Origin of the sequence: Kitasatospora sp. NPDC051170 (genome assembly GCF_044455705.1) — a bacterium.
In the GTDB taxonomy this organism is placed as follows: domain Bacteria; phylum Actinomycetota; class Actinomycetes; order Streptomycetales; family Streptomycetaceae; genus Kitasatospora.
Genome location: NZ_JBITFA010000024.1, coordinates 21,109 through 35,664, shown reverse-complemented (window position 1 = coordinate 35,664; position 14,556 = coordinate 21,109). Strand labels below are relative to the sequence as shown.

Here is a 14,556-nt window from a genome sequence, read left to right as displayed (position 1 = left end):
GTTGTGGGGGATGTGGTGATCGGCGCCCGCTCAGGCGCCGGGGAGCCGGAGGGCTCCGGCCGCCGGGTGGCCCGGTCCGCCGAGTCCGCTGCGCCCTCGGCCGCGGCCGAGGACCAGGCGGCCCAGACCGCCGACGAGCACGGCGAGCACGGCGACGGCGCGGAAGGCTCCCGGGAGCACCCCGAACCGGCGGACGCGTCCACGGGTGACCCGGGATCCGACTCCGGCCCGGAATCGGAGGCGTCGGCCAAGCCGCGCAAGCCGCGTTCCTTCTGGAAGGAACTGCCGATCCTGGTCGGCATCGCGCTGGTCCTCGCGCTGGTGATCAAGACCTTCTTCGTCCAGGCGTTCTCCATTCCGTCCGAGTCGATGCAGAACACGCTCCAGGTCGGGGACCGCGTCCTGGTGGACAAGCTCACCCCCTGGTTCGGGGCCGAGCCCGAGCGCGGAGAGGTCGTGGTGTTCCACGACCCGGGCGGCTGGCTGGGCGACGAACCGACCCAGCAGAGCGACAACTCCTTCGTCCGGGGCGTCCAGGACGTACTGAGCTTCGTCGGCCTGATGCCGTCCGCCAACGAGAAGGACCTCATCAAGCGCGTCGTCGCCGTCGGCGGGGACACCGTGGAGTGCGACGGCAACGGGCCGCTGAAGGTCAACGGGGTGCCGCTCGACGAGCCGTACGTCTTCCAGGGCAACCCCGCCTGCGGGACGATGCCGTTCGCCCCGGTGAAGGTGCCCAAGGGCCGGATCTGGGTGATGGGCGACCACCGCTCCAACTCGCTCGACTCCCGCTACCACCAGGACCAGCCCGGCGGCGGGACCGTCCCCGTGGACAACGTGATCGGGCGCGCCTTCGTGGTGGCCTGGCCCGTCTCCCACTGGTCGACGCTCCCGGTGCCGGACACCTTCGACCAGAAGGGCCTGGCGGCGGCGACCGGCCCGGCCGCGCCCCCGGCTCTCGCCACCGTGGGTGCGATCGCCCTGGTCCCGCTGGTGCGCCGGACCCGGGCCCGGGCGCAGCGCCGCAAGGAGTCCTGAGGCCGGACCCGGGGTCGAAAGGGTTCTCCCCGGCTCTTGCGCGGGCCGTGGTACCGACGAGTAATCTGCTCGGACGTGCCACGGCCCGCCGGTTTCTCCGCCCGTGCCCCCGGCGCGCCAGTGGCGTTCTCCGGTCGGTCAGAGGTGGGTGGCGATGAGCAGTGTCGTGGAGCAGACGGCCGACGACCGGCCCGAGGCGCCCGCCCGTTCGCCCCGCCGGGCGTGGGCGGTGCTCCAGGGCGTGGCGATCGCGCTCGGGCTGGTGCTGATGATCGGCGGCTTCGCCCTGATCGCCGTGGACTACCGGCCGTACGACATCCCCACCGCCTCGATGCACCCGACCCTGCGGATCGGGGACACCGTGCTCGGCCGCAAGATCGGCGCCGGCGAGGTCGGCCGGGGGGACGTGGTGATCTTCCGGGACCAGGCGTGGGGCGGCGGCCAGCTCATGGTCAAGCGTGTCGTCGCCGTCGGCGGCGACACCGTGGCCGTCACCAGGGGGGACAACCGGCTGACCGTCAACGGCAAGCCGGTGGACGAGCCCTACCTGGCCGAGCAGGCCCCCAAGGGCGACTCCTTCAGCGTCACGGTGCCCCAGGGGCGGCTGTTCCTGCTCGGAGACAACCGGCAGGGCTCGCTGGACTCCCGCACCCACATGGACGTGGACGGCGGAACCGTCCCGGCCGACGGGGTGGAGGCCAGGGTCGAGGCCACCGTGATGCCCTTCGGCCGCACGGCGCTGCTGCGCCGCACCACCGCCTTCGACGGCCTCGCGGGCCCGAGCGCCGGCGCGCCCGGGCCGCTGGAGACCGCCGCCTACGCGACCGTCGGCGGAGCGGCACTGATCGTCCTGACCTGCGCGGCGGGCGGGGTGGCGGGCCTGGCCCGCCGGCTGCGGCGCTCCTGACCGCGGCGTTCCCGACCGCGCTGCTCCTGACCGCGCTGCCCCTGACCGCGCTCCTGATCGGGCCCGCCGCTCCGGCGGCTGTGTCGAACATCGCCCCGCGGGCACCCGCCGGGTGGCAGGATCGTGAGCGCCGCCCACGCGGACGGGAGGAGCGTGCAGGGAAGCCATGACGGCACGACGGCGGAAGGCCGTGCGGATCTTGCTGCTCGACGGGCAGGACCGCATCCTCCTCTTCCTGGGGAAGGATCCGGCTGAGCCCGACGAGACGTGGTGGTTCACGCCCGGCGGCGGCTTGGAGCCCGGAGAGGGCTTCCGGGAGGCCGCCGAGCGGGAGCTCGCCGAGGAGACGGGCTTGCGGGGAGTGGCCCTGGGGCCCTTGGTGGCGTACGGCACGGTGTCGTTCTCCTATCAGGGGCAGCGGTACGAACAGGAACAGTGGTTCCACCTGGCCCGGACGACCCGGACGGAGCTGGACCACTCGGGCCTGACCGAGGACGAGCACGCCGTTCTGCTCGGCGCGCGCTGGTGGACGGTCGACGAGCTCGGGGCGACCGCCGAGACGGTCTATCCGGCCGGACTGGCGGACTTCCTGGCCCGGCTGCTGGCCGAGGGCCCGCCGGTCGATCCGGTACGGCTCTGAGCGTGGGTGCGTTGGTCCACAATGGGTGGACGTTGACGAGTTGAGGGGACGCCTGGATGAGTGCCGAAGATCTCGAGAAGTACGAGACCGAGATGGAGCTCAAGCTCTACCGGGAGTACCGGGACGTCGTCGGCCTGTTCAAGTACGTGATCGAGACCGAGCGACGGTTCTACCTCACCAACGACTACGAGCTGCAGGTGCACTCGGTCCAGGGCGAGGTGTTCTTCGAGGTGTCGATGGCGGATGCGTGGGTCTGGGACATGTACCGGCCTGCCCGGTTCGTCCGCAAGGTCCGGGTGCTGACCTTCAAGGACGTGAACATCGAGGAACTCGCGAAGAGCGACCTGGAGCTGCCCTCGGACGAGTCCGGCTTCGGGAACTGACGCCGCCGACGTTGAACCACGTCCGGCCGCGTTGTCCAGCGGAATTCGGCCTCAGCGGGGCCTGTCACCCTTGAGGGTGAATAGCACGATGAACGCGCCCGAGTTATCCACAGGGAAGCGGTAATTCCCTGCCCCGGCGCGCGCCCACGGTGCAGCCTCCTCCGCGGAGGTGGTCACCGTGCAGAACACCATCGAGAAGACCGCAGAAACCGCAGAAACCGCAGAAACCGCAGAAACCGCAGGCTCCGTAGACACCGCAGGCACCGCAGGCACCGTTCGGAGCGGCTTCTCCAACACCCTCGCGCTCGGCCGCTACGGGGAGCGGGTCGCGGCCCGTCGCCTCACCGAGGACGGGCTGCGCATCCTGGACCGCAACTGGCGCTGCGCCGAGGGCGAGCTGGACATCGTCGCCCTCGACGGCGACACCGTGGCGGTCTGCGAGGTGAAGACCCGCTCCGAGCGGGGCTTCCAGCAGCCGGGCGAGGCCATCGACCGGGCCAAGGCGGCCCGGCTCCGCCGCCTGGCCGAGCGCTGGCTCGCCGAACGATGGCCCGGGCACTTCGCCCGGCTGGCCGGGCCCGGGTACGACCCCGGGCCGGCCGACCCGCAGTGGCCGCCCGCCCCACCCGGGGGCGTGCGGATCGACCTGGTGGCGGTCGTCAACAGGGCGCGGGGTGCCGCCCTGGTCGACCACCTGCGGGGGGTGGTCTGAGATGGCCTTCGCCCGCACGTGTTCCGTCGCGCTCGTCGGCGTCGACGGGGTGATCGTCGAGGTCCAGGCCGATCTGGAGCCCGGGGTGGCCGCGTTCACCCTGGTCGGCCTGCCCGACAAGGCGCTCACCGAGGCCCGCGACAGGGTCCGGGCGGCGGTCTGCAACAGCGGCGAGTCATGGCCGCAGCGCAAGCTGACCGTCGGCCTCAGCCCCGCCTCGGTGCCCAAGAGCGGCAGCGGCTTCGACCTCGCGGTGGCCTGCGCCGTGCTGGCCGCCGCCGAGCGGCTCGACCCGACCGCGATCGCCGAACTGCTGCTCATCGGCGAGCTGGGGCTGGACGGCCGGGTGCGGCCCGTCCGCGGGGTGCTGCCCTCGGTGCTGGCCGCCGCCGAGGCCGGGTACGAGCGGGTCGTGGTCGCCGAGCAGACCGCGCCCGAAGCCTCGCTCGTCCCCGGGATCACCGTCATCGGCGTCCGCAGCCTGCGCGAACTGATGGCCGTGCTCAGCGGCACGCCCGTACCGGAGGAACCGCCCGACCCCGTCGGCCGGGGCCGGCCGGACCCGCTGATGGCCGGCCTGATGCTGCCCAGCGCCGGCGTGCGGGGCCTGCGCGAGGACCGCGCCCGCCTCGACATGGCCGACGTGGCGGGCCAGTACGAGGCCAGACGCGCCCTGGAGATCGCCGCCGCCGGCGGTCACCACCTCTACCTCAAGGGCCCGCCCGGCGCGGGCAAGACCATGCTGGCGGAGCGGCTGCCCGCGCTGCTCCCGCCGCTGACCCGGAAGGAGGCCCTGGAGGTCACTGCCGTGCACTCGGTGGCCGGACTGCTCCCGGTCGGGCGCCCGCTGATCGACACCGCGCCCTACTGCGCCCCGCACCACTCCACGACGATGCCCGCGATCGTCGGTGGCGGCAGCGGCCTGCCGAGACCGGGCGCCGTCTCGCTGGCCCACCGCGGCGTCCTCTTCCTGGACGAGGCGCCCGAGTTCCCCGTCCGGGTGCTCGACGCGCTGCGCCAGCCGCTGGAGTCGGGCGAGGTGGTGATCGCCCGCTCGGCCGGATCGCTCCGTCTCCCGGCCCGCTTCCTGCTGTGCCTTGCCGCCAATCCGTGCCCGTGCGGGCGGCACTCACGGCGGGGCGAGGGCTGCGAGTGCACCCCCGCGATGGTCAGCCGGTACCAGGGGAGGCTCTCCGGGCCGCTGCTGGACCGGGTCGACCTCCAGGTCCAGGTCGCGCCGGTCACCAGGATCGAGCTCATGGAGCGGGACGTGACGGCCGAGACCACCGAGACCGTCGCGGCCCGGGTGCTGGCCGCGCGGGAGAGGGCCGCCGCCCGGCTGGCCGGGACACCGTGGCGGACCAACGCCGAGGTGCCGGGCCATGAGCTGCGCACCCGCTGGCAGCTGGGCTCCGGCGCCCTCAACGACGTGGCCCGGCAGCTGGAGCGCGGGCTGCTGACGGCCCGGGGGCTGGACCGGGTGCTCCGGGTCGCCTGGACGGTCGCCGACCTGGCCGGCCGCGACCGACCGGACCAGCGGGACGTGCGCACCGCCCTGGTCCTGCGCACCGGAATCGAGCAGGGGCTCCCGCTGACCGAACGGGCCCTCGGCCGAAGCGAACGGCCACCCGCGACCCAGGCGGACCGGAACCAGGAAGCCAGGAAAGGGGACGAGGCATGACCCGACTGCTGGGGGACCCCCAACCGCCGGACACGGCACCGGCGGTGACCGGACGGGAGGAGGAGAGGCTCGCCCGCGTCCTGCTCAACCGGGTCAGCGAACCCGGGGACGCCATGGTCGGCCGCTGGCTCGCCGGGCTCCCCGCCGCCGCACTCGTCCGCGCGATCCGCGACGGCACCGTGCCCGACCACCCCGGGCTGGACGCCACCCGGCTCGCCGGATACCAGGCGAGGCTGCCGGGCCTCGACCCGGCCGGGGACCTGAAACGGGTACAGGACGCCGGTGGGCGCTTCATCATTCCGGGGGACACGGAATGGCCCAGCCAACTGGACGACCTGGGCGACGGACGCCCGATCGGGCTCTGGGCGGCGGGCACCGGATCGCTGCGGCTGCTCGCCCTCCGCTCGGTCTCGGTGGTGGGCTCCCGGGCCTGTACGGCCTACGGCGCCCACGTCGCCGGTGAGCTCTCGGCCCAACTGGCCGAGCGCGGCTGGGTGGTGGTCTCCGGAGCCGCCTACGGCATCGACGCGGCCGCCCACCGGGGCGCGCTCGCCGTCGGCGGGATGACCATCGCGGTGCTGGCCTGCGGGGTGGACGTGGCCTACCCGAAGGGCAACGCCACGCTGATCCGGCGGATCGGCGTCCAGGGCCTGCTGGTCAGCGAACTCCCGCCCGGCGAGCACCCCAACCGCTTCCGGTTCGTCCTGCGCAATCGCGTCATCGCGGCGCTCACCCGGGGCACCGTCGTCGTCGAGGCGGCCGTGCGCAGCGGCGCCCTGAGCACCGCCAGACGGGCGCGGGACCTCAACCGGCACACCATGGGCGTGGCCGGGCCGGTCACCTCGGCGTTCTCCGCGGGGGTGCACGCCCTGATCCGCAGCGGCGCGGCCACCCTCGTCACCGACGCGGACGAGATCACCGAGCTGATCGGGGCGATCGGCGAGGACCTCGCGCCGCAGCGCACCGGCCCGGTGCTGCCCCGGGACCTGCTGGAGCCGGCGGTCGCCCGGGTGCTGGAGGCCGTGCCGGCGACGGCCGAAGGGGCGCCGATCGAACGGCTGGCCCGGCAGGCCGGGCTGCCGCCGGACGAAGTGCTCCAGAAACTCTACGAGTTGGGCTCGCTCGGCTTCGTCGAACGGCACGGCGCGCACTGGCGCGCGGTGCGGAGGAGGTGATCGCGGGGGCGGTGCGGAAGGAGGTGGTGCGAGCCGAGGGGCCGGGCTGACCTGCTGATCCTGTTCTGTCGTTCGTGTGCGCGGTTCCGGCCGGAGAACGCCACCGGATCGGGGGACGACCGAGTGGCGGTAGCGCTTTGCAGTGAGTCGGTCACGCTACGCTCCACATGCCTTCCCTATCAGCACATGACTCGGCAGAACGGCGCAGACCCACGCATGCCCACACACATTCCCGGACACAGAGTGACCGGTGGAGCCCGGTCCTCGGGCGGGCCGAGGACCGAGCGGCGGACCGTGACCGAGCTCCCGTCCAAGCAGGCGGGAGCGATGGGAGGCTTGTCGCGCCAGGGCGGCAGGCCGGCGGCGCTGCCGGGCCGGCGCGAAGAGGGCCAACGCGAGGCGGGCCCCGACGGGCCCGCGGCCCAGGGGCGCACCGCGCTCGAGGAACTCTGGCGCTCCTACAAGGAGACCGGCGACGCCAAGCTGCGCGAGCAGCTGATCCTGCACTACTCACCCCTCGTCAAGTACGTGGCCGGCCGGGTCGGGGTCGGCCTGCCCGCCAACGTCGAACAGGCCGACTTCGTCTCCTCCGGTGTCTTCGGGCTGATCGACGCCATCGAGAAGTTCGACATCGGCCGCGCGATCAAGTTCGAGACCTACGCGATCAGCCGCATCCGCGGCGCCATCATCGACGAGCTGCGCGCCCTCGACTGGATCCCGCGCTCGGTGCGCCAGAAGGCCAAGGCCGTCGAGCGCACGTACGCGACGCTGGAGGCCCGGCTGCGTCGGACGCCGCACGACCCCGAGGTCGCGGCGGAGATGGGCATCGCCCTGGAGGACCTGCACGCCATCTTCAGCCAGCTCTCGCTCGCCAACGTCGTCGCCCTGGACGAGCTGCTGCACCCGGTCGGGGAGGGCGGCGACCGGCTCAGTCTGATGGACACCCTGGAGGACCACGGCGCGGACAACCCCGTCGAGGTCGCCGAGGACCGCGAGCTGCGCCGGCTGCTGGCCCAGGCCGTCAACACCCTCCCCGAGCGGGAGAAGACCGTGGTGACGCTCTACTACTACGAGGGCCTCACCCTCGCCGAGATCGGCCAGGTGCTGGGCGTGACGGAGAGCCGGGTGAGCCAGATCCACACCAAGTCCGTCCTCCAGCTGCGCGCCAAGCTCTCGGACGTCCGGTAGGCGCGCCCGCCCACGGGCGCCCCGCGCGCTCCCTCGAATGCGCGGCGCCGTACCGGCCGGAGGTAGGGCTCCGTACAGTGTCACTGTGCCGAAGATCCGAGCGGCCTCGGTGGCCGAGCATCGCCAGCTGCAGCGGGCAGCCCTCCTCGACGCTGCCCGCACCCTGCTCACCGAGGGCGGCATGGAGGCGCTGACCTTCCCCGCGCTCGCGGCGCGCACCGGGCTGGCCCGCTCCTCGGTCTACGAGTACTTCCGCTCCCGCGCCGCCGTGGTCGAGGCGCTGTGCGAAGTGGACTTCCCGCTCTGGGCGGCCGAGATCGAGGCCGGGATGGAGAGCTGCGACAGCGCGGCCGAGCGGATCGAGGCGTACGTCCGTGGCCAGCTGGCGCTGGCGGGCGACCCCCGGCACCGGGCGGTCGTGGCGATCTCGGCCCTGGAGCTCGACGAGGCGGCGCGGGAGCGCATCCGCGCCGCGCACGGGAACCTGGTCGGGCTGGTCGTCCGGGCCCTGGAGGACCTGGGCCACGAGCGGCCCCGGCTCGCCGCCGCGCTGCTCCAGGGGATCGTCGAGGCGGCGGTCCGCCAGGCCGAGCAGTCGGTCGCGGGGCCCCGCGCGGGCTGTCCGGCCGAGCGCCCGGAGGCGATCGCCGACGCGGCCGTGGCCATGGCCCTGCACGGGCTCGACCGTTTCTGAGGAGAGCGGCAGCAGGCGGGCCGAGCCCGATCCGAACAGGGCCAGCGGATCGAGGTAGCGCCCGCCCCGCAGCAGCCCCCAGTGCAGGCAGTCGCGCCCGCCGCAGTGCCGCCCTTCCGGTGCCAGGTGCCCGATCACCTGCCCGGCGTCCACCGCCGAACCGACCGGCACCGAGCCCAGGACCGGCAGATAGGTGGTCCGCAGCGGGGGAGTGCCGGAGCCGGGGTGGGTGACGCTCACCACCGGCCGCCCGGCGACCAGCCCGGAGAACGCGACCACCCCGGCCGCCGCCGTCCGTACCTCCGCTCCGGGCCCGGCGGCCAGGTCCACCCCGCGGTGCCCGGCCGCCCACGGCTTCGCCGGCGGATCGAACCGCCCGAGCAGCCCGCCGCCCCCACCCACGGGCCAGGCCCGCGCCGCGGAACCCGACGCAGTGCTGGACGCAGAACCAGATGCCGCGCCGGGCGCAGTACCGGACGCAGCGCGAGCCGGCCCCGGGGCGGCCGGCGCCGCCTCCGGGCCCGCCAGTGCGAGCGCCACCGCCAGAACCAGCACCATCACTCCGCGCGCAGTCATGACCGGAGGCTTGCCGCACCCGGGGCCCCGCACCACCCGGTTCCGGATTCCTGTGGACAAACCGCCCACCCGCCCGCATCGCGTCCCCCCGACGGGTGTACGCGTACCGCCATCCGGTGTAGAAACGGCATGAACGAGCCCTCGTGGCGGCATACCGCCCGCAGATCGAAGCGCACCGGCGAGGCCCCTCGGCCCCCGTGCGCCCCGCCCGTCCCGGGCGTCGGCAGGGCGCCGACCGGACGTCGGCCGGGCTCGGAGTCGCCTGCCCCTCGGCGCTTCCCGTACACTTCACACGCGACCCGGTCCGCCGGGTCGACTTCGCACGCCCCGCCACCGGTGGACGGACGTGGACGGACATGGTTCGACCGCAGCCCCCGCCAGGTGCGAGTGCCGCTCGGTCCGCCGAGCCCGACCGGTCCCCGGACCGCGAGGGTGGCAGCGGCTCGGCACGATCGGGGCGTCAGGCGTGGCTTTCAACCTGACTGCCACGGACCAACCGAGACTGACCCGCGCCCTTGGCGGCCTCCCCTCGCGGGAGCCCCGAGGCCCGGGCCGTAACACCTGAGGAGCACGGCACATGGCCGTCGTCACGATGCGGGAGCTGCTGGAGAGCGGCGTCCACTTCGGTCACCAGACCCGTCGTTGGAACCCGAAGATGAAGCGCTTCATCATCACGGAGCGCAACGGCATCTACATCATCGACCTCCTGCAGTCGCTGAACTACATCGACCGCGCCTTCGAGTTCATCAAGGAGACCGTTGCCCACGGCGGCAGCGTCCTCTTCGTCGGCACGAAGAAGCAGGCCCAGGAGGCCATCGCCGAGCAGGCCACCCGCGTGGGCATGCCCTACGTGAACCAGCGCTGGCTCGGCGGCATGCTGACCAACTTCTCGACCGTCTACAAGCGTCTGCAGCGCCTCAAGGAGCTCGGCGAGCTGGACTTCTCGGACGTGGCCGGTTCCGGCCTCACCAAGAAGGAGCTCCTGGTCCTCCAGCGCGAGCACGACAAGCTGGAGAAGACCCTCGGCGGTATCCGCGACATGCAGCGCGTTCCCAGCGCCGTGTGGATCGTGGACACCAAGAAGGAGCACATCGCGGTCGGCGAGGCCCGGAAGCTCAACATCCCGGTCGTCGCCATCCTCGACACCAACTGTGACCCCGACGAGGTCGACTACAAGATCCCGGGCAACGACGACGCGATCCGCTCCGTCACGCTGCTGACCCGCGTGATCGCCGACGCCGTCGCCGAGGGCCTCAAGTCCCGCGCCGGTGTCGCCAAGGGCGACGCCAAGGCCGAGCCGGGTGCCGACCAGCCGCTGGCCGACTGGGAGAAGGACCTGATCGAGGGCGAGAAGAAGGCCGAGGAGGCCCCGGCCGCCGAGGCTGCCGCCACCGAGGCCCCGGCCGCCGAGGTCGTCGAGGCCGCTGAGGTCACCGAGGCTGTCGCCACCGAGGCCGCTGAGGTCACCGAGGCCGTCGCCACCGAGGCCCCGGCCGAGCAGGGCTGACGTACCACGGATGAGGGGCAGCCGCCGGTACCAACCGGCGGGTGCCCCTCTCTCCCGCGCCGGGACCGAACCGCCGGTCCCGGCGCATCCCCACGCAGACACGCGAGACGCGAGAAGAGATTCACACCATGGCGAACTTCACCGCCGCGGACGTCAAGAAGCTCCGTGAGCTCACCGGCGCCGGCATGATGGACTGCAAGAAGGCCCTGGACGAGGCCGAGGGCAACGTCGAGAAGGCCGTCGAGCTCCTGCGCATCAAGGGCCAGAAGGGCGTCGCCAAGCGCGAGGGCCGTGACGCCTCCAACGGCGCCGTCGCCGCGCTGATCGCCGAGGACAAGAAGTCCGGCGTTCTGGTCGAGCTGAACTGCGAGACCGACTTCGTCGCCAAGGGTGACAACTTCGTCAAGGTCGCCGACGCGATCGCCGCTCACCTCGCCAAGAGCGCCCCGGCGGACCTCGACGCCGCCCTGGCCTCCGAGATCGAGGCCGGCAAGACCGTCCAGCAGTTCGTGGACGAGGCCAACGCGACCCTGGGCGAGAAGATCGTCCTCCGCCGCTTCGCCCAGTTCGACGGTGACGGCTTCGTCGCGGTCTACCTGCACAAGACCAGCCCCGACCTCCCGCCGGCCGTCGGCGTCCTGGTCGAGCTGGACAAGGAGAACGCCGAGGTCGCCAAGGACGTCGCGCAGCACATCGCCGCCTTCGCCCCGAAGTACCTCTCCCGCGAGGAGATCCCGGCCGAGGCCCTCGAGAACGAGCGCCGCGTCGCCGAGGCCACCGCCCGCGAGGAGGGCAAGCCCGAGGCCGCCCTGCCGAAGATCGTCGAGGGTCGCGTCACCGGCTTCGTGAAGGAGAACTCCGTCCTGGAGCAGGCCTTCGCGAAGGACAACAAGAAGACCGTCGCCAAGGTCCTCGAGGAGGCCGGCGTCTCCCTCAAGCGCTTCGCCCGCTTCCGCGTCGGCGCCTGAGCCACGTTCCCCCTGGTCCCCGGCCCCTCTAGGCTGGGAGCCGCCCCCGCCCGCTGACCAGGGCGGGAGGAACGCCGAGCGGGCTCACCCAGCGCCAACCGTCAACGGGCGGCCCGCGTCGGCACCATGAACGACGAGGAGGCCATTGCCGTGCAGGACACCGAACCGGTTCCCGCGGCAGTGGCCTCCTCGCGTGTACGCGCAGACACGGGCCCGCATGGCCCGCGTCAGTGAGCCAGCAGGTGCAATAAAGGAGCTTTCCATGCAGGAGACGCAGGAGACCGCGCAGGACCCCAAGGCCGGTTCGCGCCGCCGGGTGCTGCTCAAGCTGTCCGGTGAAGCCTTCGCCGGTGGCGGCGGGCTCGGCGTCGACCCGGACGTCGTGCACGCGATCGCCCGGGAGATCGCCACGGTCGTCCGCGCCGGCACCGAGGTCGCGGTGGTCATCGGCGGCGGCAACTTCTTCCGGGGCGCCGAGCTCCAGGTCCGCGGCATGGACCGGGCCCGCTCCGACTACATGGGCATGCTCGGCACGGTCATGAACTGCCTCGCGCTGCAGGACTTCCTGGTCAAGGAGGGCATCGAGACCCGCGTCCAGACCGCGATCACCATGGGCCAGGTCGCCGAGCCGTACCTGCCGCTGCGGGCCGTCCGGCACCTGGAGAAGGGCCGCGTGGTGATCTTCGGTGCCGGTATGGGCATGCCGTACTTCTCGACCGACACCACGGCCGTCCAGCGGGCCCTGGAGATCCACGCCGACGTCCTGCTGATGGGCAAGAACGGCGTGGACGGCGTCTACGACTCCGACCCCCGGACCAACCCGGACGCGGTCAAGTTCGACGCCCTGGACTACTCCGAGGTCATCGCCCGCGACCTCAAGGTCGCCGACCTCACCGCGATCACGCTGTGCAAGGACAACAACCTTCCGATGCTGGTCTTCGAACTGCTGGCGGAGGGCAATATCGCGCGCGCGGTGAAGAGTGAGAAGATCGGCACACTCATCAGCCAGGATTCCGTCCGGGCCTGAGCAGCAACCAGCCGCACCGGACGGCCGCCGAGGCGTGACCGGTCGGAACCCACAGCAGATGAACCGGACAGGGAGACCACAGTGAGCGAAGCGATCGAAGAGACCCTCCTCGAGGCCGAGGAGAAGATGGAGAAGGCCGTCGTCGTCGCGAAGGACGACCTCGCGGCCATCCGCACCGGCCGTGCCCACCCGGCGATGTTCGCCAAGATCGTCGCCGAGTACTACGGCACCTTCACGCCGATCAACCAGCTCGCCTCGTTCTCGGTGCCGGAGCCCCGGATGGCGGTCGTCTCGCCGTTCGACAAGACCGCGCTCAAGGCCATCGAGCAGGCGATCCGCGACTCCGACCTGGGCGTCAACCCGTCCAACGACGGCTCCATCATCCGGGTGGTCCTGCCCGAGCTGACCGAGGAGCGCCGCCGCGAGTTCATCAAGATCGCGCGCACCAAGGGCGAGGACGCCAAGGTCTCGATCCGCGCCGTGCGCCGCAAGGCCAAGGACGCCATCGACAAGCTGGTGAAGGACGGCGAGGTCGGCGAGGACGAGGGCGGCCGCGCCGAGAAGGAGCTCGAGGCCACCACGGCCAAGTACGTGGCCCAGGTCGACGAGCTGCTGAAGCACAAGGAAGCCGAGCTGCTCGAGGTCTGATGAACGACGCCCCTGACGCCCCCGGCTACTGGGGCCCGTCCGACCAGCAGTTCCAGCCGTACCGTCCGGCGCCGCAGCCACAGGCACCCGTGCCCCCGGCGTATCCGGCGCCGGGCGGCCCCCGTCCGGATCAGCCGCAGCAGCCTCCGGTGTACTGGAACGGCGACGCGGAGGAGACTCAGGTCATGCCTCCCGTCCCGGCCGACCCCGGTCCGTACCACGGTGAGTACCCCGGCCCGCCCGACCCCGGCCAGGCCCGGGAGGCCGGCCGCCTCGGTGGCGGCCCGCTGTTCCGCGACGAGCAGCCGCCGGCGGCCCCCGGCGGCAGCGAGACGGTGGTGCTGCGCGCCATAGCCGACGACGCCACCCCCGGAACCGGCGACCGGCCGTTCCCGGGGGCTCCGGTGCACCCCGCGCCGCCGCCGAGCCACCCGGCGGCCGGGCAGCCCCCGTACACGCCGTCGTCCCATCCAGGGCAGGAGACACCCGTGGCCGCCCAGCCCGCCCCGCAGCCGCAGCCGCCCAAGCAGCGCGGTGGCCGCAACCTCCAGGCCGCCATAGGCGTGGGGGTCGGCCTCGGCGCGGTGATCGTCGCCTCGCTGTTCGTGGTGAAGGCGCTGTTCCTGTTCGTCGTCATGGCCGCCGTCGCGGTCGGCGTCTGGGAGCTGACCAGCCGGCTCTCCGAGCGCAAGCAGATCAAGGCGCCGCTGGTCCCACTGGTCGTGGGCGGCGTCGCCATGGTCGCCACCGGTTACTGGGCCGGCATCCAGTGGGCCGCGGCCTCGCTCGCGCTGACGGGCCTGGCGGTGATGGTCTGGCGGATGACCGAACCGCCGGAGAACTACCTGCGCGACATAACGGCGGGCGTGTTCACCGCCTTCTACGTGCCGTTCCTGGCCACCTTCGTCGCGATGATGCTGGCGGCCGACGACGGCCCGCAGCGGATCGTGCTGTTCCTGATCGTCACGATCTGCAGCGACACCGGCGCCTACGCGGTGGGCTACAAGTTCGGGAAGACCAAGCTCGCCCCGACGATCAGCCCCGGGAAGACCCGGGAGGGCCTGGCCGGCGGCATCGCGCTGTCGATGCTGGCGGGCGCCCTGCTGATGCAGCTGATCATCGACGACGGCAGCTGGTGGCAGGGCCTGATCCTGGGCGGCTGCGCGGCCGTCACCGCCACCCTGGGCGACCTGGGCGAGTCGATGATCAAGCGCGACCTCGGGATCAAGGACATGGGCACCCTGCTGCCCGGCCACGGCGGCATCATGGACCGCCTGGACTCCCTCCTGCCGACCGCCCCGGTGGTCTGGCTGCTGCTGGCGGCCTTCGTCGGCAGCTGACCCGCACGCGGTGAAGCGCTGAAGCGGTGAAGGGGCCCCGGACGCCTGTCGCGTCCGGGGCCTCCGCGCGTC

At 72.7% G+C, this 14,556-nt stretch carries 14 protein-coding genes and 1 pseudogene; 14 read left to right on the top strand and 1 reads right to left on the bottom strand.

From position 1 onward, the window contains the following. The first annotated feature begins 3 nt into the window (after positions 1-3). The 9 genes from lepB (ACIBCA_RS34580) (at position 4) to ACIBCA_RS34540 (ending at position 8,418) form a co-directional block, all read left to right on the top strand. Positions 4-1,038: a signal peptidase I gene (lepB, locus tag ACIBCA_RS34580; protein WP_396287072.1), complete on the top strand. Its 1,035-nt coding sequence runs from the start codon at positions 4-6 to the stop codon at positions 1,036-1,038. A 154-nt stretch (positions 1,039-1,192) separates the two neighbouring features. Then, positions 1,193-1,945, top strand: coding sequence for a signal peptidase I (gene lepB, locus ACIBCA_RS34575; RefSeq protein WP_396287071.1), 753 nt, complete (start codon positions 1,193-1,195; stop codon positions 1,943-1,945). 166 nt (positions 1,946-2,111) lie between these two features. Beyond that, the gene (locus tag ACIBCA_RS34570; protein WP_396287070.1) at positions 2,112-2,585 is read left to right on the top strand and encodes an NUDIX domain-containing protein; all 474 of its coding nucleotides are present in this window, start codon (positions 2,112-2,114) and stop codon (positions 2,583-2,585) included. Between the two features lie 56 nt (positions 2,586-2,641). After that, positions 2,642-2,968 carry a DUF2469 domain-containing protein gene (locus ACIBCA_RS34565; RefSeq protein ID WP_030056781.1) on the top strand — a complete coding sequence of 109 codons (327 nt, stop codon included), beginning with the start codon at positions 2,642-2,644 and terminating at the stop codon, positions 2,966-2,968. 178 nt (positions 2,969-3,146) lie between these two features. Then, positions 3,147-3,680: a YraN family protein gene (locus ACIBCA_RS34560; RefSeq protein WP_396287069.1), complete on the top strand. Its 534-nt coding sequence runs from the start codon at positions 3,147-3,149 to the stop codon at positions 3,678-3,680. Position 3,681: 1 nt separating this feature from the next. Then, on the top strand, positions 3,682-5,361 hold the full coding sequence (locus ACIBCA_RS34555; protein ID WP_396287068.1) for a YifB family Mg chelatase-like AAA ATPase: 1,680 nt from the start codon (positions 3,682-3,684) through the stop codon (positions 5,359-5,361). Continuing rightward, the gene (dprA, locus tag ACIBCA_RS34550) at positions 5,358-6,536 is read left to right on the top strand and encodes a DNA-processing protein DprA (RefSeq protein ID WP_396287067.1); all 1,179 of its coding nucleotides are present in this window, start codon (positions 5,358-5,360) and stop codon (positions 6,534-6,536) included. The genes ACIBCA_RS34555 and dprA overlap by 4 nt, the downstream gene beginning before the upstream one ends. A gap of 294 nt (positions 6,537-6,830) precedes the next feature. After that, positions 6,831-7,724, top strand: a complete 894-nt coding sequence (whiG, locus tag ACIBCA_RS34545; RefSeq protein ID WP_396287066.1) for an RNA polymerase sigma factor WhiG — start codon at positions 6,831-6,833, stop codon at positions 7,722-7,724. Positions 7,725-7,833: 109 nt separating this feature from the next. Next, the gene (locus ACIBCA_RS34540; protein WP_396287124.1) at positions 7,834-8,418 is read left to right on the top strand and encodes a TetR/AcrR family transcriptional regulator; all 585 of its coding nucleotides are present in this window, start codon (positions 7,834-7,836) and stop codon (positions 8,416-8,418) included. Positions 8,419-8,475: 57 nt separating this feature from the next. Here the strand turns inward: ACIBCA_RS34540 and ACIBCA_RS34535 are convergent. Further along, positions 8,476-8,976, bottom strand: a pseudogene (locus ACIBCA_RS34535) (peptidoglycan DD-metalloendopeptidase family protein); the annotation flags it as partial. Positions 8,977-9,571: 595 nt separating this feature from the next. Between ACIBCA_RS34535 and rpsB the strand changes: the two are divergent. The 5 genes from rpsB (at position 9,572) to ACIBCA_RS34510 (ending at position 14,484) form a co-directional block, all read left to right on the top strand. Beyond that, positions 9,572-10,501: a 30S ribosomal protein S2 gene (gene rpsB, locus ACIBCA_RS34530; protein ID WP_396287065.1), complete on the top strand. Its 930-nt coding sequence runs from the start codon at positions 9,572-9,574 to the stop codon at positions 10,499-10,501. 128 nt (positions 10,502-10,629) lie between these two features. Continuing rightward, positions 10,630-11,469 (top strand): translation elongation factor Ts, encoded by an 840-nt coding sequence (gene tsf / locus ACIBCA_RS34525; protein ID WP_380527420.1) that lies wholly within the window; start codon positions 10,630-10,632, stop codon positions 11,467-11,469. 262 nt (positions 11,470-11,731) lie between these two features. Continuing rightward, positions 11,732-12,496, top strand: coding sequence for a UMP kinase (gene pyrH / locus ACIBCA_RS34520; protein ID WP_031072029.1), 765 nt, complete (start codon positions 11,732-11,734; stop codon positions 12,494-12,496). Positions 12,497-12,622: 126 nt separating this feature from the next. Next, on the top strand, positions 12,623-13,144 hold the full coding sequence (gene frr / locus ACIBCA_RS34515) for a ribosome recycling factor (RefSeq protein ID WP_396287123.1): 522 nt from the start codon (positions 12,623-12,625) through the stop codon (positions 13,142-13,144). Then, positions 13,144-14,484 carry a phosphatidate cytidylyltransferase gene (locus ACIBCA_RS34510; RefSeq protein ID WP_396287064.1) on the top strand — a complete coding sequence of 447 codons (1,341 nt, stop codon included), beginning with the start codon at positions 13,144-13,146 and terminating at the stop codon, positions 14,482-14,484. Before frr ends, ACIBCA_RS34510 begins: the two co-directional genes overlap by 1 nt. The last annotated feature ends 72 nt before the right edge of the window (positions 14,485-14,556 follow it).

What these genes read in the sequence shown, in the direction of transcription:
- lepB (WP_396287071.1), top strand. Translation starts at nt 1,193, where the DNA reads ATGAGCAGTGTCGTGGAGCAGACGGCCGACGACCGGCCCGAGGCGCCC.
- ACIBCA_RS34570 (WP_396287070.1), top strand. Translation starts at nt 2,112, where the DNA reads ATGACGGCACGACGGCGGAAGGCCGTGCGGATCTTGCTGCTCGACGGG.
- ACIBCA_RS34565 (WP_030056781.1), top strand. Translation starts at nt 2,642, where the DNA reads ATGAGTGCCGAAGATCTCGAGAAGTACGAGACCGAGATGGAGCTCAAG.
- ACIBCA_RS34555 (WP_396287068.1), top strand. Translation starts at nt 3,682, where the DNA reads ATGGCCTTCGCCCGCACGTGTTCCGTCGCGCTCGTCGGCGTCGACGGG.
- dprA (WP_396287067.1), top strand. Translation starts at nt 5,358, where the DNA reads ATGACCCGACTGCTGGGGGACCCCCAACCGCCGGACACGGCACCGGCG.
- rpsB (WP_396287065.1), top strand. Translation starts at nt 9,572, where the DNA reads ATGGCCGTCGTCACGATGCGGGAGCTGCTGGAGAGCGGCGTCCACTTC.
- tsf (WP_380527420.1), top strand. Translation starts at nt 10,630, where the DNA reads ATGGCGAACTTCACCGCCGCGGACGTCAAGAAGCTCCGTGAGCTCACC.
- pyrH (WP_031072029.1), top strand. Translation starts at nt 11,732, where the DNA reads ATGCAGGAGACGCAGGAGACCGCGCAGGACCCCAAGGCCGGTTCGCGC.
- frr (WP_396287123.1), top strand. Translation starts at nt 12,623, where the DNA reads ATGGAGAAGGCCGTCGTCGTCGCGAAGGACGACCTCGCGGCCATCCGC.
- ACIBCA_RS34510 (WP_396287064.1), top strand. Translation starts at nt 13,144, where the DNA reads ATGAACGACGCCCCTGACGCCCCCGGCTACTGGGGCCCGTCCGACCAG.